The 26,481-nt window shown below is 70.9% G+C and carries 23 protein-coding genes; 17 read left to right on the forward strand and 6 right to left on the reverse strand.

Annotated elements, in window-relative coordinates; genetic code table 11:
• Positions 1-69: 69 nt before the first annotated feature.
• Positions 70-1,281 carry an ROK family transcriptional regulator gene (locus tag DEJ16_RS10900; RefSeq protein WP_258365934.1) on the reverse strand — a complete coding sequence of 404 codons (1,212 nt, stop codon included), beginning with the start codon at positions 1,279-1,281 and terminating at the stop codon, positions 70-72.
• A gap of 141 nt (positions 1,282-1,422) precedes the next feature.
• Here DEJ16_RS10900 and DEJ16_RS10905 point away from each other — a divergent pair, with 141 nt between their 5' ends.
• The 6 genes from DEJ16_RS10905 (at position 1,423) to DEJ16_RS10930 (ending at position 7,644) form a co-directional block, all read left to right on the forward strand.
• Positions 1,423-2,169: a sugar phosphate isomerase/epimerase gene (locus DEJ16_RS10905; protein WP_110824623.1), complete on the forward strand. Its 747-nt coding sequence runs from the start codon at positions 1,423-1,425 to the stop codon at positions 2,167-2,169.
• Entirely contained in the window at positions 2,166-3,275 is a 1,110-nt protein-coding gene (locus DEJ16_RS10910; RefSeq protein ID WP_110824622.1) for a Gfo/Idh/MocA family protein, read from the forward strand. The genes DEJ16_RS10905 and DEJ16_RS10910 overlap by 4 nt, the downstream gene beginning before the upstream one ends.
• 106 nt (positions 3,276-3,381) lie before the next feature.
• Positions 3,382-4,683 carry an ABC transporter substrate-binding protein gene (locus DEJ16_RS10915; RefSeq protein ID WP_110824621.1) on the forward strand — a complete coding sequence of 434 codons (1,302 nt, stop codon included), beginning with the start codon at positions 3,382-3,384 and terminating at the stop codon, positions 4,681-4,683.
• Positions 4,684-4,774: 91 nt separating this feature from the next.
• On the forward strand, positions 4,775-5,770 hold the full coding sequence (locus tag DEJ16_RS10920; RefSeq protein WP_110824620.1) for a carbohydrate ABC transporter permease: 996 nt from the start codon (positions 4,775-4,777) through the stop codon (positions 5,768-5,770).
• Positions 5,763-6,602, forward strand: a complete 840-nt coding sequence (locus DEJ16_RS10925; RefSeq protein WP_110824619.1) for a carbohydrate ABC transporter permease — start codon at positions 5,763-5,765, stop codon at positions 6,600-6,602. Before DEJ16_RS10920 ends, DEJ16_RS10925 begins: the two co-directional genes overlap by 8 nt.
• An 88-nt stretch (positions 6,603-6,690) precedes the next feature.
• Complete coding sequence (locus DEJ16_RS10930) at positions 6,691-7,644, forward strand: hypothetical protein (RefSeq protein ID WP_110824618.1); 954 nt, start codon at positions 6,691-6,693, stop codon at positions 7,642-7,644.
• Positions 7,645-7,670: 26 nt separating this feature from the next.
• Here DEJ16_RS10930 and DEJ16_RS10935 read toward each other — a convergent pair whose 3' ends face one another.
• Together DEJ16_RS10935 and DEJ16_RS10940 are read right to left on the reverse strand one after the other, a co-directional pair.
• A complete protein-coding gene (locus tag DEJ16_RS10935) occupies positions 7,671-8,402 on the reverse strand; it encodes an ABC transporter ATP-binding protein (protein WP_220032687.1) in 732 nt (243 codons plus the stop codon).
• A gap of 65 nt (positions 8,403-8,467) precedes the next feature.
• Complete coding sequence (locus DEJ16_RS10940; RefSeq protein WP_110824617.1) at positions 8,468-10,015, reverse strand: ABC transporter permease; 1,548 nt, start codon at positions 10,013-10,015, stop codon at positions 8,468-8,470.
• A 274-nt stretch (positions 10,016-10,289) separates the two neighbouring features.
• On the opposite strand from DEJ16_RS10940, the gene DEJ16_RS10945 reads away from it, so the two are divergent.
• The 5 genes from DEJ16_RS10945 to DEJ16_RS10965 all read left to right on the forward strand — a co-directional run bounded on the left by DEJ16_RS10945 (position 10,290) and on the right by DEJ16_RS10965 (position 14,859).
• Positions 10,290-11,030 (forward strand): response regulator transcription factor, encoded by a 741-nt coding sequence (locus tag DEJ16_RS10945; RefSeq protein WP_181419560.1) that lies wholly within the window; start codon positions 10,290-10,292, stop codon positions 11,028-11,030.
• 16 nt (positions 11,031-11,046) lie between these two features.
• Positions 11,047-12,501: a cell wall metabolism sensor histidine kinase WalK gene (locus DEJ16_RS10950; protein WP_110824616.1), complete on the forward strand. Its 1,455-nt coding sequence runs from the start codon at positions 11,047-11,049 to the stop codon at positions 12,499-12,501.
• Between the two features lie 237 nt (positions 12,502-12,738).
• Positions 12,739-13,254, forward strand: coding sequence for a 50S ribosomal protein L10 (gene rplJ / locus DEJ16_RS10955; protein ID WP_110824615.1), 516 nt, complete (start codon positions 12,739-12,741; stop codon positions 13,252-13,254).
• A gap of 54 nt (positions 13,255-13,308) precedes the next feature.
• Positions 13,309-13,692, forward strand: coding sequence for a 50S ribosomal protein L7/L12 (gene rplL / locus DEJ16_RS10960; RefSeq protein ID WP_110824614.1), 384 nt, complete (start codon positions 13,309-13,311; stop codon positions 13,690-13,692).
• A 252-nt stretch (positions 13,693-13,944) separates the two neighbouring features.
• Positions 13,945-14,859, forward strand: coding sequence for a hypothetical protein (locus tag DEJ16_RS10965; RefSeq protein ID WP_146232866.1), 915 nt, complete (start codon positions 13,945-13,947; stop codon positions 14,857-14,859).
• Positions 14,860-14,960: 101 nt separating this feature from the next.
• Here DEJ16_RS10965 and DEJ16_RS10970 read toward each other — a convergent pair whose 3' ends face one another.
• Entirely contained in the window at positions 14,961-16,373 is a 1,413-nt protein-coding gene (locus DEJ16_RS10970) for an APC family permease (RefSeq protein WP_110824612.1), read from the reverse strand.
• Positions 16,374-16,582: 209 nt separating this feature from the next.
• On the opposite strand from DEJ16_RS10970, the gene DEJ16_RS10975 reads away from it, so the two are divergent.
• The 5 genes from DEJ16_RS10975 to DEJ16_RS10995 all read left to right on the forward strand — a co-directional run bounded on the left by DEJ16_RS10975 (position 16,583) and on the right by DEJ16_RS10995 (position 23,444).
• Positions 16,583-18,475: an ABC transporter ATP-binding protein gene (locus tag DEJ16_RS10975; protein WP_258365950.1), complete on the forward strand. Its 1,893-nt coding sequence runs from the start codon at positions 16,583-16,585 to the stop codon at positions 18,473-18,475.
• Positions 18,476-18,612: 137 nt separating this feature from the next.
• Positions 18,613-19,977, forward strand: coding sequence for a cystathionine beta-synthase (locus DEJ16_RS10980; RefSeq protein WP_110824611.1), 1,365 nt, complete (start codon positions 18,613-18,615; stop codon positions 19,975-19,977).
• 201 nt (positions 19,978-20,178) lie between these two features.
• Positions 20,179-21,324 (forward strand): cystathionine gamma-synthase, encoded by a 1,146-nt coding sequence (locus DEJ16_RS10985; protein ID WP_110824610.1) that lies wholly within the window; start codon positions 20,179-20,181, stop codon positions 21,322-21,324.
• Between the two features lie 97 nt (positions 21,325-21,421).
• Positions 21,422-22,825 (forward strand): MFS transporter, encoded by a 1,404-nt coding sequence (locus DEJ16_RS10990; protein WP_110824609.1) that lies wholly within the window; start codon positions 21,422-21,424, stop codon positions 22,823-22,825.
• Between the two features lie 28 nt (positions 22,826-22,853).
• On the forward strand, positions 22,854-23,444 hold the full coding sequence (locus DEJ16_RS10995) for a substrate-binding domain-containing protein (protein ID WP_181419561.1): 591 nt from the start codon (positions 22,854-22,856) through the stop codon (positions 23,442-23,444).
• A 128-nt stretch (positions 23,445-23,572) separates the two neighbouring features.
• Here DEJ16_RS10995 and DEJ16_RS15785 read toward each other — a convergent pair whose 3' ends face one another.
• Positions 23,573-24,154 carry a TetR/AcrR family transcriptional regulator gene (locus DEJ16_RS15785; protein ID WP_181419562.1) on the reverse strand — a complete coding sequence of 194 codons (582 nt, stop codon included), beginning with the start codon at positions 24,152-24,154 and terminating at the stop codon, positions 23,573-23,575.
• 301 nt (positions 24,155-24,455) lie between these two features.
• Between DEJ16_RS15785 and DEJ16_RS11005 the strand changes: the two genes are divergently transcribed.
• Positions 24,456-25,712, forward strand: a complete 1,257-nt coding sequence (locus DEJ16_RS11005) for a multidrug effflux MFS transporter (protein ID WP_110824607.1) — start codon at positions 24,456-24,458, stop codon at positions 25,710-25,712.
• Between the two features lie 21 nt (positions 25,713-25,733).
• Here DEJ16_RS11005 and DEJ16_RS11010 read toward each other — a convergent pair whose 3' ends face one another.
• Complete coding sequence (locus DEJ16_RS11010; protein WP_110824606.1) at positions 25,734-26,375, reverse strand: hypothetical protein; 642 nt, start codon at positions 26,373-26,375, stop codon at positions 25,734-25,736.
• Between the last annotated feature and the right edge of the window lie 106 nt (positions 26,376-26,481).

Genomic DNA, 26,481 nt, shown 5'->3' on the forward strand with positions numbered 1-26,481 from the left:
GTCCACCCGACCACCGGCACCGGCGAAACCGGCGCGCGGCCGATCCGGCGCGCTGGCAGGTCACCGCGCTCAGGAGACGAGCTGCCGCCCCTCGGACAGGGTGACCAGTTCGTCCACGCCGGCGGGGGAGAGGGCGTACGCGATGGCCAGGGCTGCCGCGCCCTGCAGCGCGGCGATCGAGCCGGCGCGCGACTGCGCGATGACGAGGTGTTCGGTGGCGAGCGGCATCGACCGGGAGTACACGACCTCGCGGACACCCGCGAGCAGGTGCTCTCCGGCCTGCGTGATCGAGCCGCCGAGCGCGATGACCGACGGGTTGATGAGCGAGACGCACGTGGCGAGCACCTCGCCGATGTCGCGGCCGGCCTGCCGGACGGCACCGATCGCGTCGATGTCCGAACGGCCCACGAGGTCGATGACGTCCGCGCTGGTGTGTACGTCGTGTCCCTTGGCGCGGAGGGCCCTGGCGATCGCCGGACCGGAGGCGACGGCCTCCAGACACCCGGTGTTGCCGCAGTGGCAGGGCACGTCCCCGGCGCGCGAGACCCGGACGTGCCCGATGTCCCCGGCGGTGCCCTGGGCGCCGCGTTGCAACCGTCCCTCGGACACGATGCCCGAGCCGATGCCGGTGGCGACCTTCACGAACAGCAGGTGGTCGAGGTCCGGCCAGCCGTGCGCCCGCTCGCCGAGTGCGGCGATGTTCACGTCGTTGTCGACGAGCACGTGCGCGCGGACGTGCTGCCGGAGCCAACCGGGCACGTCGAAGCCGTCCCAGCCCGGCATGATCGGCGGGTTCGCAGGGCGACCGGTGGAGAACTCGACGGGGCCCGGCAGGCCGATGCCGATCGCGATCACGTCGTCGCGTGCCCGGCCGACCGAGTCGAGGAGCTCGTCGACGACGCCGATCAGCCACTCGAGCGTCGGAACGGGTCCCGCCGCGATGTCGATGCTGGCGTCACGCGTCGCGAGCGGGGTGCCGACGAGGTCCGTCACCGCGACCCGGCCGTGCGAGGCGCCGAGGTCGGCCGCGACGACGAGCCGCGCGGCGGGACGGAGGGCGATCTGGGCGGGTGGACGACCGCCCGTGGACGCCGCGGTGTCGACCGCCCCGACGAGTCCGACATCGGCGAGGGCGTCGAGCCGCACGCCGATGGTCGAGCGGGCCATCCCCGTCAGGGCGGCGAGCTCGCCACGGGTCCGCGGCACACCGTCACGCAGGATCTGGAAGAGCTCACTCGTCCCGACCGGCGGCGACGTTGCCGTCCGAGTCATGTCGACCATGTCCGGAGTGAACCACACATCCTCCGAGCCACGCAACGAAGGTCGTCGAACTCGTTCGAACTTCTGCTTGACCGCCGACAGAAGCACCCATAGTGTGACGATCGGTCAGTGACGACCACGTCTCGATGAGGAGAACACACGGTGACCCAACCGCTCTCGGTCCAGCTGTACACAGTGCGTGACGCGCTGTCGGCGGACCTCCCCGGAACCCTGGCGACGATCGCCGACATCGGTTTCACGAACGTCGAACTCTTCGGCTTCGTCGACCGTGCGGACGAGTACGCGGCCGCCCTGCAGCAGGCCGGCCTGGTCGCGCCGAGCGGGCACGCACGTCTCCTGGACGCCGACGAGCAGGACCTCGAGCGCATCCTCGCCGCGAGCGTCACGGTCGGCCTCGGCACGCTCATCGACCCGCACGTGGACGAGGCCCGCTGGACCACCCGCGAGGACGTCGAGGCGATCGCCCGCCAGTTCAACGAACTGGTCCCGCGCGCCGCCGACCGTGGCCTCGTGCTCGGCTACCACAACCACGCCTTCGAGTTCTCGAACCGCATCGACGGCACGAGCGCCTTCGAGGTCTTCGCCGGCGCCCTCGCCGACGACGTCGTCCTCGAGCTCGACACCTACTGGGCGAAGGTCGGCGGGGACGACCCGGTGGCCGTCCTCGGGCGGCTCGGCGACCAGGTCCGCTTCCTGCACGTCAAGGACGGCGACGGCTCGCACGACGACAAGCAGCAGGTCGCCGTCGGCACCGGCGTCATGCCGGTCCGGGACATCATCGCGGCCGCGCCCCAGGCGCAGCAGGTCATCGAGCTCGACGACCACGACGGCGACGTCGTCCAGGCCGTCCGCGACTCGTACGCCTTCCTCGCCGGAGCGGACGCATGAGCGCCGCGGGCCGCGTGGGCGTCGGCGTCATCGGCGCCGGGGTCATCTCCGACCAGTACCTGTCGAACCTCACCGTCTTCCCCGACGTCGAGGTGCTGTTCATCGCCGACATCGACCTGCCCCGGGCGGCCTCGCAGGCCGAGAAGTGGGGCGTCGCCGGATCGGGCACCGTCGAGGAGCTCCTGGCGATCGACGACATCGAGATCGTCGTGAACCTCACGATCCCCGCGGCGCACGTCGAGGTGGCGCTGCAGGCGCTCCGCGCCGGCAAGCACGTCTGGGGCGAGAAGCCCTACGCGCTCGACCGGCAGAGCGCGGCGGAGCTGCGCGACGCCGCGGTCGCGGCCGGCCGCACCGTGTCGGTCGCGCCGGACACGTTCCTGGGGGCGGGCCTCCAGACCGCACTCCGCACGATCCGCGACGGTCGCATCGGCACGCCGCTGAACGGGCTGACCCTCTTCCAGAGCCCCGGCCCGGAGTCCTGGCACCCGAGCCCCGAGTTCCTCTTCGCCTACGGCGCCGGCCCGCTCTTCGACATCGGTCCGTACTACATCACGACGCTCGTGCAGGCGTTCGGACCCGTCGCGAAGGTCACCGCCACCGCGTCCAGGTCCCGCGCCACCCGCACGATCGGCTCCGGGCCGAAGGCGGGCACCGAGTTCCCCGTCGAGGTCCCGACGAACCACTCCGCGCTCATCCAGTTCGAGAACGGCGGGAGCGCGCAGAGCGTGTTCTCGTTCGAGTCCGACCGCGGCCGCACCGGCTTCGTCGAGATCGCGGGGGAGACCGGCACCGTCGTGTTCCCCGACCCGAACGAGTTCGACGGCGACACGAAGCTGTACGCGCTCGGCGCCGAGGAACCCGAGACGATCCCGGCCGTCGGGTCCACCTACTCGCGGGGGACGGGCGTGGTCGACCTGGCCCGCTCCCTCCGTGCCGGCGAAGGGAACCGGGTCCCCGGCGCCCTCGCCTTCCACGTCCTCGACGTGATGGTCTCCATCGCCGAGGCCGCCGAACGTGGTGAGACCGTGCTCGTCGAGAGCACCGTCGAACCCTCCCCGACCCTCCCCGAGGGCTGGGACCCCGCGGAGCAGACCCTGGTCTGACCAGCCTGCCCCACCCTCCACAGCAGCACCCAGCACGATCCAGCACCACCCAGCACGATCCAGCACCACTTCCTGCACCATCTCAACGACGAGAAAGTAGAGAGTCATGCGCACTGCCATCCGCGCACTGGCCATCACCGCGGCCGCGGCACTCACCGTGTCGGGCCTCGCCGCCTGCTCCTCCGGGTCCTCCGGCGCATCGGGCGACTCGAAGACGCTCACCTACTGGGCGTCGAACCAGGGCACCTCCCTCGAGAACGACAAGGAGGTGCTGACCCCCGTCCTCAAGAAGTTCACCGACGAGACCGGGATCAAGGTCGACCTCCAGGTCATCGGGTGGAACGACCTGCAGACGAAGATCCAGACCGCCGTCACCTCGGGCCAGGGCCCGGACGTCGTCAACATCGGCAACACGTGGGCGACTTCGCTCCAGGCCACCGGCGCTTTCCAGGAGTTCGGTGACGCGGAGATGAAGGCCATCGGCGGTGCCGACAAGTTCGGCAAGGTCGCGCTCTCGACCGGTGGCGCACCGGGTCAGACCGTCACGAGCGTCCCGCTCTACGGCCTCGCGTACGGCCTGTTCTACAACAAGCAGATGCTGGCCGACGCCGGCGTCGAGCCGCCCACCAACTGGGAGGACCTCGTCTCGGCCGCCGAGAAGCTGACGACCGACGGCAAGTACGGCTTCAGCCTCGCCGGTGGGTCCTACACCGAGAACGCGCACTTCGCGTTCATCAACTCGGCGCAGAACGGCGGCGAGTGGTTCGACAAGGACGGCAAGCCGACCTTCACGTCGAAGGAGAACGTCGAGGGCATCAAGCGCTACCTCGACCTCATGCAGGACAGCAAGGCGGCCAACCCGTCGAACGCGCAGTACGACAACGCGAACCAGTCGGTCGCGGACTTCGCGAACAAGAAGGCCGCGATGATCCTCAACCAGAACAACGCGAACACCACGATCGAGTCGCTCGGCATGAAGTCCGACGAGTTCGGCGTCGTGCCGCTCCCGGCGCCGACCGGTGGCGAGGACATCGCCAGCTTCCCGGCCGGCATCAACCTGTCGATCTTCAAGAACACCGACAACAAGGACGGCGCGCTGAAGTTCGTCAAGTACATGACGAGCATGGACACGCAGACGACGCTGGACAAGCCGTACTCGGCCCTGCCGGTGCTCGCCGAAGCTGCTGACTCCGTCTCGGACGAGCAGACGAAGACGTTCCTCGACATCTACAACAACAAGGCGAAGCCGCTCCCGCTGGTCCCCGCCGAGGACCAGTTCGAGTCCACGGTCGGCAAGGCGATGAACGAGATGTTCGCCAAGATCGCCACGGGTTCGACGGTGTCCGAGAAGGACATCAAGGACGCCCTGCAGACGGCCCAGGACCAGGTCTCCCAGGCCGCAGGTTGACCTGACGGGAGGCCCGGACGCGTCCGACAGGTCGCGTCCGGGCCTCCCGCCCCCCTCCTCGAACCCTCCCACCCAGCCGGAAGGCCTGCCCATGTCCACGACGGTCCTGCCAGACTCCGAGGCCATCGACCTGACGCACACCAAGGCGCCGACCCTCTCGGGTCCGTCGCCCCGCGGGAAGCGTGGCGTCACGTGGCTCCCGTACGCGCTCGTCGGTCCCGCGATCCTCTTCGAGCTGCTCATCCACATCGTGCCGATGCTCGTCGGCATCTGGATCAGCTTCGTGCAGCTCACCAAGTACTTCATCGCGAACTGGGGTGCCGCCCCGTTCGCCGGCCTGCGCAACTACTCCGTCGCGGTGGACTTCGACCAGGCCATCGGGCGCGGACTGCTCAGCTCGTTCCTCATCACCTGCGGGTTCACGATCCTGGTCGTCGGCCTGTCCTGGGGCTTCGGCATGGCCGCCGCGGTCGCACTGCAGAAGCCGTTCGCCGGCCGCGGGCTCTTCCGCACGCTGTTCCTCATCCCCTACGCCCTGCCGATGTACGCGGGCGTCATCACGTGGAAGTTCATGTTCCAGCGTGACTCCGGTGCCATCAACCACGTCCTGGTGGACCAGCTGCACCTGTTCGGCAGCGGTGCCCCGTTCTGGCTCATCGGCAACAACGCCTTCGTGGCCGTGGTCGTCGTGGCCATCTGGAAGACCTGGCCCTTCGCGTTCCTCATGCTCATGGCGGGCCTGCAGTCCGTCCCGGCCGACGTGTACGAGGCCGCCTCGGTCGACGGTGCGAAGCCGTTCCGACAGTGGCGCTCGATCACCCTGCCGATGGTCCGCCCGGTCAACGTCACCCTCGTGCTCGTGATGTTCCTCTGGACGTTCAACGACTTCAACACGCCGTTCGTGCTGTTCGGGTCGACCGCGCAGCCCCCGGCCGCGGACCTGCTGAGCTTCCACATCTACAACGCCTCGTTCATCACCTGGAACTTCGGGTCCGGCGCCGCGATGAGCGTGCTGCTGCTCCTCTTCCTGCTCGTCGTCACGGGCATCTACCTGGCCGTCACCAACCGGAGGTCCGTCCGTGCGTGAAACAGTGGGCGCAAAGTCCTTCAAGATCATCGTCATCGCGCTGCTCACCGTCTTCACGGTGGTGCCGCTCTACGTGATGGTCACGACCGCGATCAAGCCGCTCGGCGACGTGCAGGACGACTTCACCTGGATCCCGTCGAACATCACCATCCAGCCGTTCATCGACATGTGGTCGACGGTCCCGCTGGCGCGGTACTTCGTGAACTCCCTGGTGGTGTGCACGGTCGCCACGGTGTTCTCGCTCATCATCGCGACGTTCGCCGCCTACGCGGTCTCGCGCTGGGACTTCAAGGGCAAGAGCGCCTTCACGACGACGGTGCTGTCGACCCAGATGTTCCCCGGCGTCCTGTTCCTGCTCCCGCTGTTCCTGATCTTCACGAACCTCGGCAACTCGCTCGGCATCCAGCTCGTCGGCAGCTGGCTCGGGCTCATCATCACGTACCTGACGTTCACGCTCCCGTTCTCGATCTGGATGCTCGCGGGCTACTTCGAGACGATCCCGCGCGAGCTCGACGAGGCCGCGATGGTCGACGGGTCCGGCCCGATGGGTGCCCTGTTCCGGATCATCCTGCCGTCGGCCCGCCCGGGTCTCGTCGCGGTCGGGATCTACTCCTTCATGACCGCGTGGGGCGAGGTGCTCTTCGCCTCGGTCATGACGAACGGCCTCGGGTCGACGCTCGCGGTCGGTCTGCAGCAGTACTCGACGCAGACGAACGTGTACTGGAACCAGATCATGGCGGCCTCGCTCGTCGTGTCGATCCCGGTCGTGATCGCGTTCCTCGTGGTCCAGCGCCAGTTCGTCGCCGGCCTGACCGCCGGCGCGGTGAAGTAGCCACGACCCCCTGACGGGAGGTGCCGTGCGGGTCCGCCCGCACCGCACCTCCCGTCCGCGTTGCCCGACGAGACGACAGGATGGACGCATGACGGAGACCCGCGGGCGGCAGCTGCTGACCGGACAGACCAGCCGCGTGCACGTGTACGACGTCGAGGGACGGAGCGCCCGCCTCGTCTTCGAGTCCCGTTCCGTGCTCGTCGAGGCGCCGAACGTCCTCGACGTGGACACCCTCGTGCTGAACGGCGACGGCGACCTGTGGCTCCTGCCGGTGCCGCCGCCCGGGACGGTGCTCGACGAGACCGCACTCGTGCCGGTGCCGATGGGCGGCGTGCCGGAGATCAACAACGACCACGTGCTCGATCCGTCGGGGGAGTCGGTCGTGGTGAGCGCCCGCGACGGTGAGCTGTACCGCGTGCCGCTGCCGGCCGGCGGTCCCGGGTCCCGCATCACCGACACGGCCGCGGCCCTGCCCGTGGTGCGGAAGTACTACCTGCACGGCATCGCTCCCGACGGTTCCGCCCTGGCGGCGATCGTGGGCGAACGGACCGAGGCCGGCGTGTGGACGACGGACGTCGCCGTCGTCGACCCGCGTACCGGAGCGACGACGTTCGTGACCCGCGACGAGCACCCCGACGACGGCTGCGCCTGGACGCCCGACGGCGGCACGCTCCTGTTCAACACCGAGCGGTTCACGCCCGGCACCGCACAGATCGCGGCGCTCCGGACCGGACCGGACGGAGCCGGATCGACCGGCCCCGTGCCGATCAGTGGCGACGAGCGGGTGAACTGGTTCCCGCACGTCTCCCCGGACGGCGCGCACCTGCTCTACCTGTCGTACGAGCCGGGCGTGCAGGGGCACCCGGCCGACCACCGCGTGGAGCTCCGACTGCTGCCCGGTGTCCTGGCCTCCGGGGCACGCATCGCGGTCCTGCCGGAGACGCTCGTGGCACTCGACGGCGGGCAGGGGACGGTCAACGTGCCGCCGTGGGCGCCGGACTCGTCGTGGTTCGCCTACTGCGACTACCCGGTCGCCGACTGAGCGCTGCCCACCGCCCGGACGCTCGGCTACACGTCACGCACCCGGCCCTGCGCGATGTGCAACCGGCGCTCCGCGCGCCGCGCCACCCCTGAGTCGTGTGTCACGATGACGACCGTCAGCCCGCGGTCCCGCCACTGCCGCTCGATGAGGCCCATGATCTCGTCGCGCGTCCCCTCGTCGAGCGCCCCGGTCGGCTCGTCCGCGAGGAGCACGCTCGGGTCCTTGACGAGCGCGCGGGCGATCGCGACCCGCTGCTGCTGCCCGCCGGAGAGCTCGGCCGGCAGGTGGTCGAGCCGCTCGCCGAGGCCGACCCCGTGCAGTGCGGCGGTCGCCCGCTCGCGGACCTCGGCGCGCGAGCGGTTCGCGAGGGACCCGGCGAACGCGGTCTCCACGTTCTCGAGGGCCGTCAGCGTCGGGATGAGGTTGAAGCCCTGGAACACGAAGCCGATCTCGGTCGCCCGGACGTCCGTGAGCGCCCGGTCGCCGAGCGTCGCGAGGTCCCGGTCGCCCAGCTGCACCGACCCGGTGCTCGGCCGGTCGAGCGCGCCGAGCATCTGCAGCAACGTCGACTTGCCGCCACCGGTCGGCCCCTGCACGGCGACGAGCTGCCCCTGCGGGATCTCGAGGTCCACCCCCGCCAGGGCGGTGACGGTCCGGTTCTTCTGCCGGTAGGTCTTCGTCACGCCCGACAGGCGGTACACCGGTCGGGAGGCGGTGGGCACGTCGCCCCGTGCGGGCGCGCTCTCGGTGGTGGTCATGGATGCTCCTGGGGCAGTCGTCGAGGGTGCTGGTGTCGAGGTCGTGGAGGTGGGACGTCGCGGCATCACGCCACGCTCCGCAGCGCTGCCGCGGGACGCAGACGGGAGGCTCGCCACCCCCCGATCGCGCCGGCGAGCAGCCCGCCGAGGACCGCCAGTCCGATCGCGAGCAGGATCACCTCGACCGTGACGGGTGCGTGCAGGACGACGTCGGTGGTCGCGGCGCTCTGACCGCCGCCGCCGAACCCGCCGGCTGGAGCGCCCCCGCTCGTGCTGCTGCCCGCTGCCGCGCTCGCCGCGTTGCCCGGCATGCCGCCGCCCGCGCCGGGACCGGTCCGGCTGCTGCTGGCCGCGCTCGCCGAGACCGTGGGGGCGATCACGTTCACGACGAGGATGCCGACGAGTCCGGCTGCCGCGCCGATGACGCCGCCGATCAAACCCTGCACGAGCGATTCGCCGGCGACCTGTCGGGTGATGCGGCCGTTCGACCAGCCGATCGCCTTGAGGGTGCCGAACTCACGCGTCCGTCGGGTGACGCCGGAGATGGTGAACAGGATCGCGATGAGGAAGGCCGCCGCCAGGACGACGATCGACAGCCACCGACCGAGGTTCGACACGAGGGTCGATGCCGTGGCGAGGGAGCCGGAGACGCTCGACGCGAGGTCGGACTCGGTGGACACGGTCGCGCTGCTGAGCTCGTCCTGCAGCGCGGTCTTGATGGTCGCGACGTCCGAGGACGACCCGGCGGAGACGTAGATCGAGGTCACCTCGCCGTCGAGGTCCGCGAGCTCCTGCGCGGTGTCGAGCGGGACGTACGTGTTCGATCCCGTGGTCGACGCGGAACCGGTCGAGGCGACGATGCCGATGACGTCGAAGTCCTCGCCGCCGATCGAGATCGTGTCACCGACGGTCTTCGACTCGCTCGTCGCGTACGCGGAGTCGAGCACGACGACGTCCTCGCCGGCGTCCGCCGTGGTGAAGGTGCGGCCCTTCGTGGTCTCGGTGCTGGTGAGCGGGCCGACCGTGTCGCCGGACACCGGGATGCCGGTCACGGTGAACGAGTCGACGCTGAACGAGCCGCCACCGAACCCGCCACCGCCCTGGCCACCGTCGCTCGGCGGGGCACCCTGCGCCGCACCGCTGCTGCTGTCGCTGCCGTCGGCCTGCTGCACCTGACCGGAGAACGTGCTGTTCTCGAGGGTGAGCACGCCCGTCGCGGCCGCGACGCCGTCGGTGCCGGCGACCGTCTCGACGTCCGCGGCGCTCAGGGTCCCGGATCCACGGGAGACGGCCAGGCGGGACTGGGACAGGTCCGTCGAGCCGTTGTCGTCGGTCGAGCCGCCGTCGGACGAGTTGCCGTCCGACGCGTCACCGCCGAAGTCGAACGACGGCCGTCCGGTGCTGCTCGACGTGGGGGTCTCGGTCTTCGTGACGGTGATGTCGGTGCCGACGCCGTACACGGACTGCAGCACACTGGACTGGGCGGACTGCACGCCGCTCGCGATGGACGACACGATCACGACGAGCGCGATGGCCAACGCCATCCCGACCGCGATGACGACCGTCTGCTTTCTGCGGTTCGTGAGTTCGCGCCTGAGGTAGGTCAGGAACATGGTTCTCCTCGGTGGGGGTCGGCTCCGGGAACACCGGTCACGCGGATCGCGCGGCGGGGGCCGACGGGGAGAACCTAGGAAGGGGTGCCAAGGGCCTCCATTCCGTGCCCTATGAGGATCGTGAGGGGCCGAGGTCGCGTCGCCGGAGGTGTGGCGGAGCCGCTCGGCTCGGCCCCGTCCCCCGCCGACCCTCGGGTCGGTCTCCCGTTCGATCCACAGGGCGCATCGGGATGCGCCACAGGGGCTTCATAGGAAGCTCTCCATACTCAGAGACGTGACCATCTCCCAGCCCTCAACAGCCCCGCGCCTCACGCGTGCCGACGGTTCGCCGTTGCGCATCCTCGTCGTCGACGACGAAGCCAGTCTCACCGACCTGCTCTCGATGGCGCTGCGCTACGAGGGGTGGGACGTGCGGAGTGCGAACGGCGGCCAGGACGCCCTGACGAAGGCCCGCGAGTTCCGGCCCGACGCGATGGTGCTCGACGTGATGATGCCGGACCTCGACGGGTTGCAGGTGCTCAGCCGGCTGCGTCAGAACCACGACGACACCCCGGTGCTGTTCCTCACCGCGAAGGACTCCGTCGAGGACCGCGTGACCGGGCTCACCGCGGGCGGGGACGACTACGTCACGAAGCCGTTCTCCCTCGAGGAGGTCGTGGCACGCCTGCGCGGGCTCATCCGGCGCTCGCAGATCTCGGTGTCCGAAGCCGGCGACTCGCGCATCGTCGTCGGCGACCTGGTCCTCGACGAGGAGTCGTACGAGGTCTCGCGCGCCGGGCGGGCGATCGAGCTCACCGCGACCGAGTTCGAGCTGCTCCGGTTCCTCATGCGCAACCCACGCCGCGTCATGTCGAAGGCGCAGATCCTCGACCGTGTCTGGTCGTACGACTTCGGCGGCAAGTCGTCGGTCGTCGAGATCTACATCTCCTACCTGCGCAAGAAGATCGACGTCGGGGAGCAGCCGATGATCCACACCGTGCGCGGCGTTGGCTACGTCATCAAGCCCACCTCCTGATCCCGGACTGCCACGCATGACCCTCCGTCGCCGGCTCGTCCTGAGCATCGTCGCCCTCGTCGTCGCCGTCAGCGCCGTGATCGGGGGCGGCAGCATCATCGCGCTGTTCTCCATCCAGCGCTCCGCGATCGACGAGCAGCTGCAGTACGCGACGAGCCGCGCCCAGCGGTCCGTCGAGCAGGAGGGGCCGAACGGCGCCGAGTTCGGGCGACCCTCGGGCCAGGCGGCCGGCACGCTGACCGTGTACGTCCTCGACGGGAACGTCGTCGTCGGCAACGTGCTCGACAACGCCGGACGGGTCGACCGGCTGCGGGCGGACGTGGTCGACCCCCTCGGCGGACTCCGGCTCGACGGAAGGGCGCACACCATCGACCTCGGTGCGGACCTCGGGCGCTACCGGGTCACGGCCGCCACCGTCGGGCCGGCCGTCCTCGTCGTCGGGCTGCCGCTCGGCCCGGTCTACGAGAGCGTGTGGAAGCTGTTCGGCGTGGTGCTCGTGGTGACCGGGCTCGCCCTGCTCGCCGCGACCCTCGTCGCGACGGCCGCCGTCCGTCGCGCCCTCCGGCCGCTCGACCGCGTCGCCGAGACCGCGTCCGCCGTCGCCGGGATGCCGCTCGAGCGCAGCGACGCGCTCGTCGGCGTGCGGGTGCCCGACGCCGACCCCGCAACCGAGGTCGGCCGAGTGGGCAGGGCCTTCAACCGGATGCTCGGACACATCGCGGGAGCCATGCAGGCACGTGAGCGCTCCGAGCAGAAGGTGCGGCAGTTCGTCGCCGACGCCTCGCACGAACTCCGGACGCCGCTCGCGTCCGTCCGCGGGTACGCGGAACTCACCCGGCGGATCGGCGGGGACCTGCCGCAGGACGTCGTCTACGCGATGAGCCGCATCGAGTCCGAGTCGATCCGGATGACCTCCATGGTCGAGGACCTGCTGCTGCTCGCCCGACTCGACGAGGGCCGGGAGATCCAGTTCGCGGACGTGGACCTGACCGGCCTGGTGCTCGACGCGGTCAACGACGCCCACGCCGCGTCGCCGGACCACCCGATCGAGGTCGACCTGCCGGACGAGCCCGTCGAGGTCCTCGGCGACGCGCCCCGGCTGCACCAGGTGATCGTCAACCTCGTCACGAACGCCAGGACCCACACGCCGGACGGCACGCGGATCACCGTGGGGATCGCTCCGGTACCGCCGGCGGACGGCGGCGGCGTCGACCTGACGGTGCGCGACGACGGGCAGGGCATCGACCCGGCCTTCCTGCCCAAGCTCTTCGAGCGGTTCGCGCGGGCGGACAGCTCGCGCTCGCGGACCGCCGGGTCGACGGGACTCGGCCTCGCGATCGTCGACGCGGTCGTGCAGGCGCACGGCGGTCGGGTGAGTGTGACGAGCGAGCCCGGGGACACGGTGTTCACGGTGCACCTGCCGGACCGGACGCGGCAGCCGGTGGGAGCACCTGCGGGTTCCGGCACGTGACCCTGGTGTGGTACGGTTCTTCTCAGCCAAAGACCGCTGGTCGTCGCTGCCGTGCTCACGCTCGGACAGTGGCCGAAGGTCCTCGTCACGAGGCAGCCCGCGCAGGTGTTCAGAACCACTCCCACACATCGTGCGGGAGCAGCTCCGAGCCTCTGCGCCGGAGCTTTCTTCATGTGCGGGTTGTGTTCACCACAGCCATGGGACCCGGGGCTGCCAGCAAGAACCCCAAGGAGAACCATGGCGAACAAGGAAGCTGCGGTCGCCGAGCTCACGGAGTCCTTCCGTAGCTCGAACGCCGTTCTGCTCACCGAGTACCGCGGTCTCACGGTCGCGCAGCTCAAGGAGCTCCGCAACTCGATCCGTGAGCACGCCACGTACGCCGTGGTGAAGAACACGCTGACCAAGATCGCGGCCAACGAGGCAGGCATCACGTCGTTCGACGACGAGCTCGCCGGTCCGTCCGCTCTCGCCTTCGTCCACGGTGACACCGTCGCCGTCGCGAAGTCGCTGCGTGCATTCGCCAAGGCGAACCCCGAGCTCGTGGTGAAGGGCGGTTACTTCGACGGTAACCCGCTCACCGCGACCGAGGTGGACAAGCTCGCCGACCTCGAGTCCCGTGAAGTCCTGCTCGGCAAGCTCGCCGGCGCCTTCAAGGCCTCGCTGTTCGGTGCTGCGTACCTGTTCCAGGCACCCCTCTCGCAGGCCGTCCGCACCGTGGACGCCCTCCGTGAGAAGCAGGAGTCCGCGGCCTGACCAGGCACGCGTTCCACAACCACACCACGCATCAGTAAGTAGTAGGAGAAAATCATGGCGAAGCTTTCGCAGGACGAGCTCATCGAGGCCTTCAAGGAGCTCACGCTCATCGAGCTCTCGGACTTCGTGAAGAAGTTCGAAGAGGTCTTCGAGGTCACCGCTGCTGCCCCCGTCGCGGTCGCCGCGGCCGGTGGCGCTGCTGCCCCCGCCGAGGAGGTCGAGGAGAAGACCGAGTTCGACGTCGTGCTCAAGTCGGCCGGTGACAAGAAGATCCAGGTCATCAAGGAGGTCCGTGGCCTCACGTCGCTCGGCCTGGGCGAGGCCAAGGCGCTCGTCGAGACCGCCGACGCGAAGATCCTCGAGGGTGCGAACAAGGAAGCTGCCGACAAGGCGAAGGCTGCCCTCGAGGCCGCTGGCGCCACCGTCGAGCTCGTCTGAGTCCGACCTTCTGGTCACGAAGGCCGCTGCCCCTCGGGGCGGCGGCCTTCGTCGTGCGCGGGGCGCGGCGGCGGGCGCGGGGGCTTGGGCGCGAAACCGACAGTTCTGCGCCGAACTTCGCCCCCGATCTGTCGGTTCGGCGCCTGGGAAGCGGCATCGGACGGACTGCTGCCTCGGTGTGGAGGACCGGGACCGTCCACAGATCTGCTCGCCGTGCAATCCGCCCCTCGTGGCGAGGCCATGCTGTGCCGCGTGCACCCTGCCGATGCGATCGAACTCCTGCGGACGACGAAGGCCGATCCGTCACGGGCGCGCACGCTGCAACGGGGAGCGGCAGACGGCCACTTCGTCCGGGTGCGGCACGGAGTGTACGTCCCTGCTGCAGCCTGGGCGGCGCTCGACGGGCGGTCCCGGTACCTCGTCCGGATGCGCGCTGCTGTGCCGCTGCTCCCGATCGGGGCGGTCTTCACGCGCGACTCCGCGGCAGCCGTTCTCAACGTGCCGCGCCTGACCTCGTGGCCAGAGCACGTGCACGTGACGGTCCCGGCCCTGGACGCCGACCGTCGTCGGGTCGGACTCACCCTGCACGCCGGAAGACGGCCCGCAGAGGCCGGACGCTTCCACGGGGTACCGGTGGCGAGTCTGGCGGAGACCGTCGTCGAGACGTCTCGGCGTTCGAGTCTCAGCGGAGCGGTCGTGGCGGTGGACCATGCGCTGCGGAGCGGCGTACAGCGCCGAGAACCGGAAGGAATGCTGGACAGCGGTCCCGACTGGGGGCGGGTCCGTGTCGCGAACGCGCTCGGTGTCGCGGACGAGCGGCATGAATCGGTGGGCGAGTCCTTCTTCGCGGCTCGCTGCCACGAACTCCGAGCGCCGTACATGGAGCCGCAGGTGCAGTTCGTCCGACCGGGCGGGAAGACCTACCGCGTCGATTTCTGGATGCCGTCGCTCGGGCTGGTGCTCGAGTTCGACGGCCGTCAGAAGTACCGGGACCACGGAGCTGTGCCCGGTACTGCTGACGACGTCCTGTGGAGCGAGAAGCTGCGCGAGGACGACATCCGAGCAGATGGTGACGTCCGCGGGTTCATCCGCGTGACCTGGTGGCACCTCGTCGACCCGGAGCGATTGCGGACCCTGTTCCGCATGCACGGCGTGCCCTGCCGGTGACCTGACCAGACCTGACCGAGTTCAGGTCATGAAACCGACACTCCGCCGCGGAACTCCTGCGCCGAAGTGTCGGTTTCGCGACGACGTCCCTCTCGACCCGCCTACGCGAGCGTGCTGTGGCGGCGGCCGTAGGCCAGGTACAGCACCGCCCCGGCGACCATCCAGATGCCGAAGGCGATCCACGTGCCCGCGCCGAGCGTCACGGCGAGGAACAGGCAGAACAGCACGCCGAGCACCGGCACGACCGGGAAGAACGGCACGCGGTACGAGCGGTCGAGGTCCGGCTGCGTCCCGCGGAGCACGATCACCGAGATGTTCACGAGGGCGAAGGCGATGAGCGTCCCGATGCTCGTGGCGTCCGCGAGTTCCCCGAGCGGGACCAGCGCGGAGACGATCGTCACGACGATGCCGACGATGAGCGTGTTCGCGATCGGGGTGCCCGTCCGGGGCGACACCCGCCCGAACACCTTCGGCACGAGGCCGTCCCGAGCCATCGACAGCAGGATGCGAGTCTGTCCGTAGAGCACGGTGAGGACCACGCTCGCGATCGCGACCACGGCCCCGATCGAGAACACGAGGGCGACGACGGGCTGCCCGGTGACGTCGACGACGATGCGGACGAGCGAGGCTTCGTCAGCGGAGAACGACGTCCAGGACCGAGCACCGATGGCGGCGACCGCGACCAGGATGTACAGCGCGGTGATGAGCGCGATCGACCCGATGATGGCGCGGGGCAGGTCGCGGCGGGGGTCCTTCGCCTCCTCGCCGGCGGTGGAGGCCGCGTCGAAGCCGATGTACGAGAAGAACAGCCGGGAGGCAGCCGCGCTCACCCCGGCAGCACCCATGGGCGCCAGCGGCTCGAAGTTCCCGGCGCGGAACGCCGAGAACGCGACGACGACGAAGAACACCAGGAGGGCGATCTTCACGAGCACCATGAGGGTGTTCACCCAGGCGCTCTCCTTCGCCCCGGGGAGCAGGACGAGCATCGCGATGACGACGAGCGCGGCCGCGGGCAGGTTCACGAAGCCGCCGTCGCCGGGAGGCGCGGACAGCACGGTGGGCAGGTGCAGCCCGAAGACCCGCAGCGTCTCGTCGACGTACTCGCTGGCGCCGACGGCGACCGCCGCGACCGACACCGCGTACTCGAGGACCAGACACCACCCGCAGACCCAGGCGATCCCCTCGCCCATGGTCGCGTAGGTGTAGGAGTAGCTCGACCCGGACGTCGGGACGGCGCCTGCCATCTCGGCGTAGGACAGCGCCGACAGGAGCGCCGCCACACCCGCGATCACGAACGAGATCCAGACGGCGGGTCCGGCGAGCGGGACGGCCGTCCCGAGGACGACGAGGATGCCGGTGCCGAGCGTCGCGCCGACGCTGATCATCGTGAGGTGCCAGACCCCGAGTGTCCGTCGGAGCGGCTGCCCGTCGACGCCTTCGGCAGCCTCCGCGCGGAGCTGGTCCACCGGCTTGCGCCGGAGGAGCTGGTGGGCGAGTGACGGCGCGGACGACATGGGACCTCACGGGGGCGCTTGCGGTGGACGCGACATCGTCCCACGGCCCTCGGACGGGGTCCAAACCAGACGGTCCCTCCCTCCACGCGGGAGGCCCGGACCGCCTCCGTCCACAGCCCTCGGCGAACGCGTCGGGCCGGGCCCGTCCGCGGGCGTACATTCATCCGAGGACGGCGCCGGACGGCGCGGAGAGGGTGCGGATGAGTCGGATGGACGCGGTCGCCGGCGGCGGCGGGATGCGCGGTGGCGGCGGCGGTGGACCCCGCGGCCGGATCTCGAGTGGCGACCCGGACGCGCAGCGCGCAGCGAACGCCGAAGCGCCGCAGATCCCGCACCTGCTGCGTCGCATCGCCGGACTGTTCGTCCCACACCGACGCGCGATCGTCCTGACGGTCGTGCTCGTGCTGGTCGGAGCCGCTCTCTCGGTCATCCCGCCGCTGCTGACCCAGCAGGCGTTCGACCGCGGGTTGTTCCCGCCGGAGGGCAGACCGGACGTGCCGGTGCTCGCCGTGCTGGTCGGAGCCATGATCGGGCTGTGGATCGCGAGCGCCGGGATCGGCGTGTGGCAGACGTACCTGACCGCCACCGTCGGCAACAAGGTCATGGGCGCCATGCGGATGCGGTTGTTCGGGCACCTGCAGCGGATGGAACTCGCGTTCTTCACCCGGACGAAGACCGGCGTCATCCAGAGCCGCCTGCAGAACGACGTCGGCGGGGTCGCGAGCGTCCTCAACAACACGATCTCGTCGGTCCTCGGCAACACCGTGACGGTCATCGCCGCGGTCGTCGCGATGCTGCTCCTGAGCTGGCAGATGACCCTGGTGGCGGTGGTCCTGCTGCCCCTGCTCGTCATCGCCCAGCGCAAGGTCGGCAAGGTCCGCGCCCGGATCGCCGCGCAGACCCAGGAGTCCCTGTCCGACATGACCGCGATCACGCAGGAGACCCTGAGCGTGTCGGGGATCCTGCTCGCGAAGAGCTTCAACCAGCAGCGCGCCGAGATCCACCGCTACGGGGACGAGAACCGCAACCAGATCGGGCTGCAGGTCCGACAGCAGATGTCCGGTCAGTGGTTCTTCGCCATCGTGCAGATCTTCCTGTCGATCATCCCGGCGGTCATCTACCTCGTGGCCGCGTACCTCGTCCTCGGCGGCGTCCCGATCACGGCGGGCACCATCGTGGCCTTCACGACCGTGCAGTCCCGGCTGCTGTTCCCGACCGTCGGCCTGCTCCGCGTCGTGCTCGACCTGCAGACGTCGGGGGCGCTGTTCGCCCGCATCTTCGAGTACTTCGACCTGAAGCCGGCGATCACGGACGCGGCCACCGCGAAGCCGGTCGACGAACGACGGGTGGGACACGTGGCGTTCGACCACGTCTCGTTCTCGTACCCGGACGGCGAAGCCGACAAGCCCACCCTGCGCGACGTCTCGTTCGAGTTGCAGCCCGGACAGTTCGCGGCCTTCGTCGGACCGTCCGGCGCGGGCAAGACGACGATCTCGTACCTGGTGCCGCGGCTGTACGAGGCGACCGCCGGTTCGGTCCGGTTCGCCGGGCAGGACGTCCGCGACCTCGTGCACGAGGACCTCATGGCGCACATCGGCATCGTGAGTCAGGAGACCTACCTGTTCCACGCGACCATCGGTGACAACCTCCGGTACGCCAAGCCGGGGGCGACCGACGCCGAACTCGAACGGGCGGCACGTGCCGCGAACATCCACGAGACGATCGCCTCGTTCCCGGACGGGTACGACACGGTCGTGGGGGAGCGGGGCTACCGGTTGTCCGGCGGGGAGAAGCAACGCATCGCCATCGCCCGCGTGCTGCTCAAGGACCCGCCCGTCCTCGTGCTCGACGAGGCGACGAGCGCGCTCGACTCCATCTCCGAACGGGTCGTGCAGGCGGCACTGGACACCGCGGCGCGGGGACGGACGACGATCTCGATCGCACACCGCCTGTCGACCATCCGGGACGCGGACGTGGTCTTCGTGCTCGACCACGGGCAGATCGTCGAGCAGGGGACGCACGACGAACTCATCGCCCTCGGCGGTACCTACGCGACCCTGCACGAGCAGCAGAGCGACCCCGTGGTGGCCGCCCGCGAGTGACCGGCGGCCCTCGTGGGCGCTGCTGGTCCGGCGCGGCGTGCCGGGACGCCCGGGCCGTTCGTTCGCCCTCGGCTGACACCGGCTGGGTGTTCGTCGCGGGACGTCGCACACCGGGGCACGCGACCTAGACTCTCCTGGTGCGTTACGCGAACTCCGTCATCGACCTCGTCGGCGACACACCGCTCGTCAAGCTCAACCGTGTCACCGAGGGGATCCGGGCCACCGTCCTGGTGAAGGTCGAGTCCTTCAACCCGGGTGGTTCGGCCAAGGACCGCATCGCGACGCGGATCCTCGACGCGGCCGAGGCATCCGGCGAGCTGCTCCCCGGCGGCACGATCGTCGAGCCCACCTCGGGGAACACCGGCGTCGGCCTCGCGCTCGTCGCCCAGCAGCGCGGCTACCGGTGCGTGTTCGTCCTCCCGGACAAGGTCGGCGAGGACAAGCGCAACGTCCTCACCGCGTACGGCGCCGAGATCGTCGTGACGCCGACCGCCGTCGCGCCCGACGACCCGGAGTCCTACTACTCCGTGTCCGACCGGCTCGTGCGCGAGATCCCCGGCGCGTACAAGCCGAACCAGTACGCGAACCCGAACGGTCCGCGCAGCCACTACGAGACGACCGGGCCGGAGATCTGGCGCGACACGGAGGGGCGCCTGACACACTTCGTGGCAGGAGTCGGCACCGGCGGCACGATCTCGGGCACCGGCCGCTACCTGAAGGAAGCGTCCGACGGCGGCGTCCGCATCATCGGCGCCGACCCGGAGGGCTCGGTGTACTCCGGCGGAACCGGCCGCCCCTACCTGGTCGAGGGCGTCGGTGAGGACTTCTGGCCCGCCGCCTACGACGCCGGCGTCCCGGACGAGATCATCGCCGTGTCGGACGCGGACTCGTTCGCGATGACCCGCCGCCTGGCGCGCGAGGAGGGTCTGCTCGTCGGTGGCTCGAGCGGCATGGCCGTCGTCGCCGCGCTGCGGGCCGCGAAGGACCTGACCGAGGACGACGTCGTGGTGGTGCTGCTGCCGGACGGCGGCCGCGGGTACCTCGGCAAGATCTTCAACGACCGGTGGATGCGTTCCTACGGCTTCGCGGAGACCGAGGACGAGCGGAGCGTCGGCGACCTCATCGCCGGCAAGGACGGACGGCTGCCGGACCTCGTGCACGCCCACCCGTCGGACACCGTCCGCGACGTCGTCGACATCATGACGAAGTACGGCGTCTCGCAGATGCCCGTCCTGAGCGCCGAACCGCCCGTCGTCATGGGCGAGGTCGTCGGGGCCGTCGAGGAGAAGACGTTGCTCGAGCACGTGTTCACCGGTGCCGCGGGGATGGCCGATGCGCTCACCCCGTTCGTCGGCGACCCGCTGCCCCTCATCGGGATCGGGGAGTCCGTGTCGGCCGCACGCCGGGCCCTCGAGTCGGCGGACGCCCTGCTCGTCGTCGGCGACGGCAAGCCGGTCACGGTGCTGACGCGCCACGACGTGCTCACCTACCTCTCCGAGTGACGGCGGGCGGCACCGCCGCGCCCGCGTCGCCGACCACGGACGGCGCCCCATGTCAGCCGCGCCGGTACCGGACGTGAGCGACGCACCGCCGAGCCCCGCCGACACGGGCACGAGCGACGGCCGTCCGGCCCGCCGCCGACCCACCCACAGCGAGACGACCACACAGACCGCACCGAGCCTCCAGGAAGGGGCACCCGCGACATGACCGACTTCAGCACCCGCGCCATCCACGCCGGCCAGGAGCCCGACGCCGCCACCGGCGCCGTCATCCCGCCGCTGTTCCTGACCTCGACCTACGTGCAGGACGGCGTCGGCGGCCTGCGCGGCGGGTACGAGTACTCCCGCTCCGGCAACCCGACCCGCGACTCGCTGCAGACGCTCCTGGCCGACCTGGACGGTGGCGTCGCCGCCTACTCGTTCTCGTCCGGGCTGGCGGGGGAGGACGCCCTCCTCCGTGCCTACCTGGAGCCGGGAGCACGGATCGTGATGGGCAACGACGTCTACGGCGGCACGCACCGGCTCGCGAACCGACTGCACGTGCCGTGGGGGATCGAGCTCGTCACGGTCGAGATGAGCGAGCCGGACCGGGTCCGCGCCGCGCTCGCCGACAGCCCCGCGAAGACCGTGCTCTGGGTCGAGACGCCGACGAACCCGCTCATGAAGATCGCGGACATCGAGACCCTCGCCGCGATCGGACACGAGGCCGGCGCGCTCGTCGTCGTGGACAACACCTTCGCCTCGCCGGCCCTGCAGCAGCCGCTGTCGCTCGGCGCCGACGTGGTCGTGTACTCGACGACGAAGTACCTCGGCGGCCACTCCGACGTCGTCGGCGGCGCCGTGGTGCTGCGCGACCGGGAGCTGGCGGACGCGGTGCAGTTCGTGCAGTTCGGCGGCGGTGCGATCTCGTCGCCGTTCGACGCCTGGCTGACGATCCGCGGGATCAAGACGCTCAGCGTCCGGATGGAGCGCCACTCCTCGAACGCGCAGGCCGTCGCCGAGGCGCTGCTCGCGCACCCGGCGGTTGAGCACGTGTACTACCCGGGCCTGCCGGAGCACCCCGGCCACGACATCGCGGCGAAGCAGATGCGCGGCTTCGGCGGCATGCTCTCGGTGGCGCTCACCGGTGGTGCCGAGGCGGCCAAGCGCTTCGCCGAGTCCACGGAGCTGTTCGCCCTGGCGGAGTCGCTGGGCGGTGTGGAGTCGCTCATCGGCTACCCGAGCGAGATGACGCACGCGTCGGTGAAGGGCACCGAGCTGGCGGTGCCGGAGAACGTCGTCCGTCTGTCGGTCGGCATCGAGGACGCCGGCGACCTCGTCGCGGACGTGCAGCAGGCGCTCGACCGCTGACCTCGGAACCGGGGTCCTCGGGACCGAGGTCCTCGGGATCCCGCACCTCGGGGCCCCGCACCTCGGGACGCGGGACCCGGCGTCCTACGATGACCGGGTGACCTCCACGACGGCGACCCGGACGAGCGTGTTCGCGCCGCGGTACCTCGTGGCGACGATCGGCATGGTCGCGATCGTCGCGGTGTCGGCGTTCCAGAACCTGGCGATGACGACGATCATGCCGGTCATCTCCGAGGAGCTGCATGGTGAGACGCTGTACTCGCTGAGCTTCGCCGCGCCCCTCGCCGCCGGTGTCCCGGGCATGGTCCTCGCCGGGAACTGGACGGACCGCGCGGGCGGGCGGGTGGTCGCGTGGGTGTCCGCGTCCCTGTTCGCGATCGGCACGGCGGTCGTCATGGTCGCTCCGACTATGCCGGTGTTCCTGGCCGGTCGACTCGTGGAGGGCTTCGGCGCGGGTGCGATCGACGTCGTGCTCTACGTCCTCGTGGCCCGGGTCTTCCCGGCCGACCTGCACGGCTCGGTGTTCGCCGGGTTCGCGGCCGCCTGGGTGGTGCCCGCCCTCGTCGGACCGGCGGTGGCCGGCATCGTGACCGACGCCCTGGGCTGGCACTGGGTGTTCGCCGGGGCACTCGTGATCGCCGTCGTCGCGTTCGCGTGCCTGGTCCCGACGCTGCGGCACCTGCGGCCGCCCGCACCGGAGGCCCGACCGCCCTGGCAGGGTCGGCGCATCGCCTGGTCGGTGGCCGCGTCCGCCGCCGTGCTCCTGCTCAACACCGCTCCCGACCTGCCCCTCGCCGTCCGCTTCGTGGCGGTCGGGGTGGGACTGGTCGGCGCGTGGACGGCGCTCCGTCCGCTCCTGCCCCGGCGCACGTTCACGGGCGGCGCGGGCCTGCCGTCGGTCGTGCTCCTCCGCGGGGTCCTCGCCGCCGGGTTCTTCGGCAGTGAGGCGTACGTCCCCTTCCTGCTCCAGGCGCAGCACGGCCTGGAACCCTCGGCGGCCGGACTCGCGCTCACCGTGGCCGCCCTGAGCTGGGCCGGTGCGAGCTGGTTGCACGGGCGCCTGGGGGAGCAGCACCTCCCGGCCACACGGGCCTTCGGCGCCGGACTGGGGCTCGTCCTGGTGAGCCTGCTGTCCGCGCTCGCGGTCGCCCTGGTGGACCTGCCCGTGTGGGTGCTCGTCGCCGGCTGGTTCGTCGGCGGCGCCGGCATGGGGGTGGCGTACCCGCGGACGTCGATGCTCACGCTCCGGTTCTCGCGAGAGGGCGACGACGGATTCGCCAGTTCCGCCCTGACGATCGCGGACGCGTCCGGCAGCGTCGTCGGGTTGGCGATCGCCGGTCTGCTGTTCACCACCGCGGGCGGCCGGGAGGAGCCGACGGCCTTCGCGCTCGTGTTCGCCGCGATGACGGTGGTCGCCCTCGTCGGGCTCGTGGCCGTGCGGCGGCTCGGACCGGTCCCACCGCCGCCGCGGTCGCCGTCACCGGAGGCACCGGGCGGGTAGCCTGGCAGACCCGGACCGAGGAGGACCCGTGCGTCGCACCGCAGCAGTCGTGCTGACCGCCACGCTGGCGGTCGGCGCCCTCGTGCTCACGGGGTGCAGCGGGACGACCACGACGGCTCCGACGCCGGTGCGGAGCACCGACCTCACGAGCTCGGACGGCGGGTTCGCCGAGGACGCCGTGATCGGGGTCGTGCTGACGGCTGACGCGGCGACGCCGACCGACTCCGGTGACGGCCGTTCGCTGGCGACCCGGTTCCGCGAGGAACTCACCGAGGCCGGGTTCCGCCCGGACGTCCGGGTCGCGGGGGCCGACCAGCCCGCCCGACAGCGGGCGGCCGTGCACGACCTGGTCCGGACCGGCGCCAAGGCGCTCGTCGTCCGGGCAGCGGACCCCGACGCGCTCCGCACGGAGCTCCGCGACGCACACGACGCGGGCGTCGTGGTCGTGGCGCTCGGCGGTGCCCTGCCGTCCTCGGGCGGCGGGAACGACGGACTCGCGTCGGACTACCGCATCGACGGCGCGGACTCGGAGGCCGACCTCGTCAGCCGGAGCGTCGCGATGGTGTCGTCACTGCAGCGCGGCGAGGAGCCGCGGGACGGGGACGACCCCGCGCAGTAGTGCCGTGTCCGACCGCCGGCGCGGTGGGCCGGGAGGCCCGTGGGCGGTCGGCGACGTCGGGGCGGGGCAGCGTGCCACCAGGGCGTTCAAGCAGCGCCACCAGGGGACGGGCCGGCGACAGGGACGGGTCAGCGCCACCAGGCCGGGAACGAGCGCGTGATCGTCTCGACGAGGGCCTTCCGGGAGCGTCGAGGACCGCCGAGCCACGCCTCGATCGCACCGACGAACCCCTGCGCGACGAAGCCGGCGGCCACCTCGTCGATGATGTCCGGCTTCACCGCGGGGTCGAGCTCGTCGATGTGCATGGCGCTCGACACGGTGAAGTGCCCGACCAGCAGACGGTGCAGTGAGGCGTCGTTCGGGTCGGGGAGCGCGAGGGCGTAGACGTCCCGGTGGGCCGTCACGTGGTCGATGACGGCCTCGATACCGCGGCGGGTGATGGTGGCGAGCTCGTCGGGACCGGCCCCTCGCTCGACGGCTGCGCGGTGTGCCTCGGCGTCGTCGGCACGGATGCGGTCGAGTTCGGGTGTGAGCACGTCGGCGAGCAACGACCCGGGGGACACCGCGTGCGAGTAGAACGTCGCACGGTTGATGCCGGCGGCGCGGGTGACGTCCGCGACCGTGATCTGCGACACCGGGCGGTCGGCAGCGAGTCGGAGCACGGCCTCCTTGAGGGCAGCCGTCGTGTGCAGGATCCGAGCGTCGACCATGACGCTCCTCCCATCTCGTTCGCGGTGCTCCCGGCGCACCTCGGCCGGGAGTCCGACGCTACCGCACCGTCGGGCCGCGCCACCGGTCCGCCGCACCCTCGTGTGGACGCGCGCCGGGCCTCGCGGCCGGGGGAACCGGAGCCGAGCGACGGCCGCGCGTCCGGTCCGCGCGTCCGGTACGCGCGGACGTCCGCGTCCGCGCTTGTCGTCGTGTCGCACCGACCCGTACCATGATGGAACGGACCGAATCGATTCGAGCGGCCGATCCCATCCCACCGCCTGCCTTTCGGAGGATCTCGTCGTGTCCGCGCCTGCGACCACCGGCTCACTCAAGGTCATCCTGCACCCGGGCGACTCGCTCACCCGGGCGCAGCGACTCGTCTACGTCTTCGTGCTCGGCGCGCTCACGGCGCTCGGACCGTTCACGATCGACCTCTACCTGCCGGCGTTCCCGTCGCTCGAGCGGGACCTCGGCATCTCCGCCGGCGCGGTGCAGCTCACGCTCACCGCGACCACGATCGGCTTCGCGATCGGGCAGCTCCTGGTCGGTCCGTGGAGCGACAAGGTGGGCCGCCGTCTCCCGCTCATCATCGCGACGAGCCTGCACGTCACCGCCTCGGTCTGCGCCGCCCTCGCGCCGAACGTCGAGGTCCTCGCGCTGTTCCGTGTCCTGCAGGGCATGGGCGCCGCGGCCGGTGGCGTCGTCGCGATGGCGACCGTGCGTGACCTGTTCGGCGGGAAGCCGCTGGTCCGCATGCTGTCGCGACTGGCGATGGTGAACGGGCTGGCCCCGATCCTCGCGCCGCTCATCGGCTCGCAGATGCTCCGCTTCTTCCCGTGGCGCGGGATCTTCGTGTTCCTCGCCTGCTACGGCCTGGCGGTCGTCATCGCCTCGATCCTGCTCATCGTCGAGACGCTGCCGAAGGAACGCCGGCAGGAGGCCGGACACTCGACCATCGGCCAGCGGTACCGCGCGCTGTTCTCCGACCGGATCTTCGTCGGGGTGGCGCTCATCGGTGCGATGGTGTTCAGCGGGTTGTTCTCGTACCTCAGTGCGTCGCCGTTCCTGTTCCAGGGGGTGTTCGGCCTCGATGCGCAGCAGTACGGCCTGCTCTTCGCCGTGAACTCGGTCGGTGTCGTCCTCGGCGTGCAGATCTCCTCGCGGCTGGCGCAGCGCGTCGGACCGCAGTGGATCCTGGCCTGTTCGACCGCGACGCTCTTCCTGGCCGCGCTGGCGATCGTCGTGCTGGACCAGCTCGACGCGGGTCTGGTCGGCGTGCTCGTCCCGCTCTGGTTCTACATCGCGGCGTGCGGGTTCTCGTTCCCGCTCGTGCAGGTGATCGGTCTCGCGTCGCACGGCAAGGAGGCCGGCACCGCGGCGTCCCTCCTCGGTGCGCTGAACTTCGGCGTCGCCGGGATCATCTCGCCGGTCGTGGGCCTGCTCGGCATCTCGACGGCCACCCCGATGGCCATGGTGATGGGGACGACCGCGTTCGTCGCGATCCTCGTGCTGTGGTTCGTCGTGCGTCCGAGGACGGTCCCGGCCCTCAGTCACTGAGGGCGGGCGGTGACCGGGCGGTCACTTCCGGACGAGGCCGACCGTCTCCGCGACGAGCAGTCCGCCGACGGTCAGCACGGCCGCTCCGCCGACCAACACCGCCGCCGCAGGTCGCTCGTACCAGTGGCGGAGCCGGGGCCAGCGACGGGAGAACTCCCGGGCCGACATCGTGCCGGGGAGGCGCTCCGTCCGGACGTCGAACCGATCGACCAGCCGCTCGACACCGTCGTCGCCCCACACGTCGCCCCGGACACGGAACAGCGCTTCGCCCGCGGGGTCGAGCGCGACGAGGTCACGGCTGGCGCGCTCCGCCGACGCGCCGTGCCGGGTGACGAGCAGGACGTCGTGCACGCGGGAGCGGGCGACCGTCCGGGTGCCGGTGAGCACGCCGCGGATCGTGACGCTGTCCTGGTGGACCGCGACGAACGCGGTGCGGAGCCGGAGGTAGGCGGCGGCGACCACCGCGGCGAGCAGGAGCACGACCGCGGCGACCACGGCGCCGAGTCCCGTCGGGACCGCCGACCAGACGACCGCGACCGCGATCGGCAGGGCGGAGAAGCCGATGCTCAGTCCGGTGGAGCGGACGAGTGCCGCCCGCGGTCGCACGAGCTCCTCGGCCGTGCTCGTGTCGAGCGGTGTCGCTCGCGCCGTCGTTTCCCCCACGGCAGGTCTCCTCGTCCCCGGAGTGCACGGGCGCGGCGGAGCGCCGGGCCCGCGACGGCGCCCCTGCCGTCCGATGCTGGTCGAGTGCGTCGGGTCCCTCCGGCGC

The sequence above is a fragment of the Curtobacterium sp. MCJR17_055 genome, from assembly GCF_003224335.1.
Classification (GTDB): Bacteria; Actinomycetota; Actinomycetes; order Actinomycetales; family Microbacteriaceae; genus Curtobacterium.

Bases quoted from the DNA above. Each gene is read 5' to 3' on its own strand.
- DEJ16_RS10900 (WP_258365934.1), bottom strand. From the start codon at position 1,281: ATGGTCGACATGACTCGGACGGCAACGTCGCCGCCGGTCGGGACGAGT.
- DEJ16_RS10910 (WP_110824622.1), top strand. From the start codon at position 2,166: ATGAGCGCCGCGGGCCGCGTGGGCGTCGGCGTCATCGGCGCCGGGGTC.
- DEJ16_RS10915 (WP_110824621.1), top strand. From the start codon at position 3,382: ATGCGCACTGCCATCCGCGCACTGGCCATCACCGCGGCCGCGGCACTC.
- DEJ16_RS10920 (WP_110824620.1), top strand. From the start codon at position 4,775: ATGTCCACGACGGTCCTGCCAGACTCCGAGGCCATCGACCTGACGCAC.
- DEJ16_RS10930 (WP_110824618.1), top strand. From the start codon at position 6,691: ATGACGGAGACCCGCGGGCGGCAGCTGCTGACCGGACAGACCAGCCGC.
- DEJ16_RS10935 (WP_220032687.1), bottom strand. From the start codon at position 8,402: ATGACCACCACCGAGAGCGCGCCCGCACGGGGCGACGTGCCCACCGCC.
- DEJ16_RS10940 (WP_110824617.1), bottom strand. From the start codon at position 10,015: ATGTTCCTGACCTACCTCAGGCGCGAACTCACGAACCGCAGAAAGCAG.
- DEJ16_RS10950 (WP_110824616.1), top strand. From the start codon at position 11,047: ATGACCCTCCGTCGCCGGCTCGTCCTGAGCATCGTCGCCCTCGTCGTC.
- rplJ (WP_110824615.1), top strand. From the start codon at position 12,739: ATGGCGAACAAGGAAGCTGCGGTCGCCGAGCTCACGGAGTCCTTCCGT.
- rplL (WP_110824614.1), top strand. From the start codon at position 13,309: ATGGCGAAGCTTTCGCAGGACGAGCTCATCGAGGCCTTCAAGGAGCTC.
- DEJ16_RS10970 (WP_110824612.1), bottom strand. From the start codon at position 16,373: ATGTCGTCCGCGCCGTCACTCGCCCACCAGCTCCTCCGGCGCAAGCCG.
- DEJ16_RS10975 (WP_258365950.1), top strand. From the start codon at position 16,583: ATGGACGCGGTCGCCGGCGGCGGCGGGATGCGCGGTGGCGGCGGCGGT.
- DEJ16_RS10985 (WP_110824610.1), top strand. From the start codon at position 20,179: ATGACCGACTTCAGCACCCGCGCCATCCACGCCGGCCAGGAGCCCGAC.
- DEJ16_RS15785 (WP_181419562.1), bottom strand. From the start codon at position 24,154: ATGGTCGACGCTCGGATCCTGCACACGACGGCTGCCCTCAAGGAGGCC.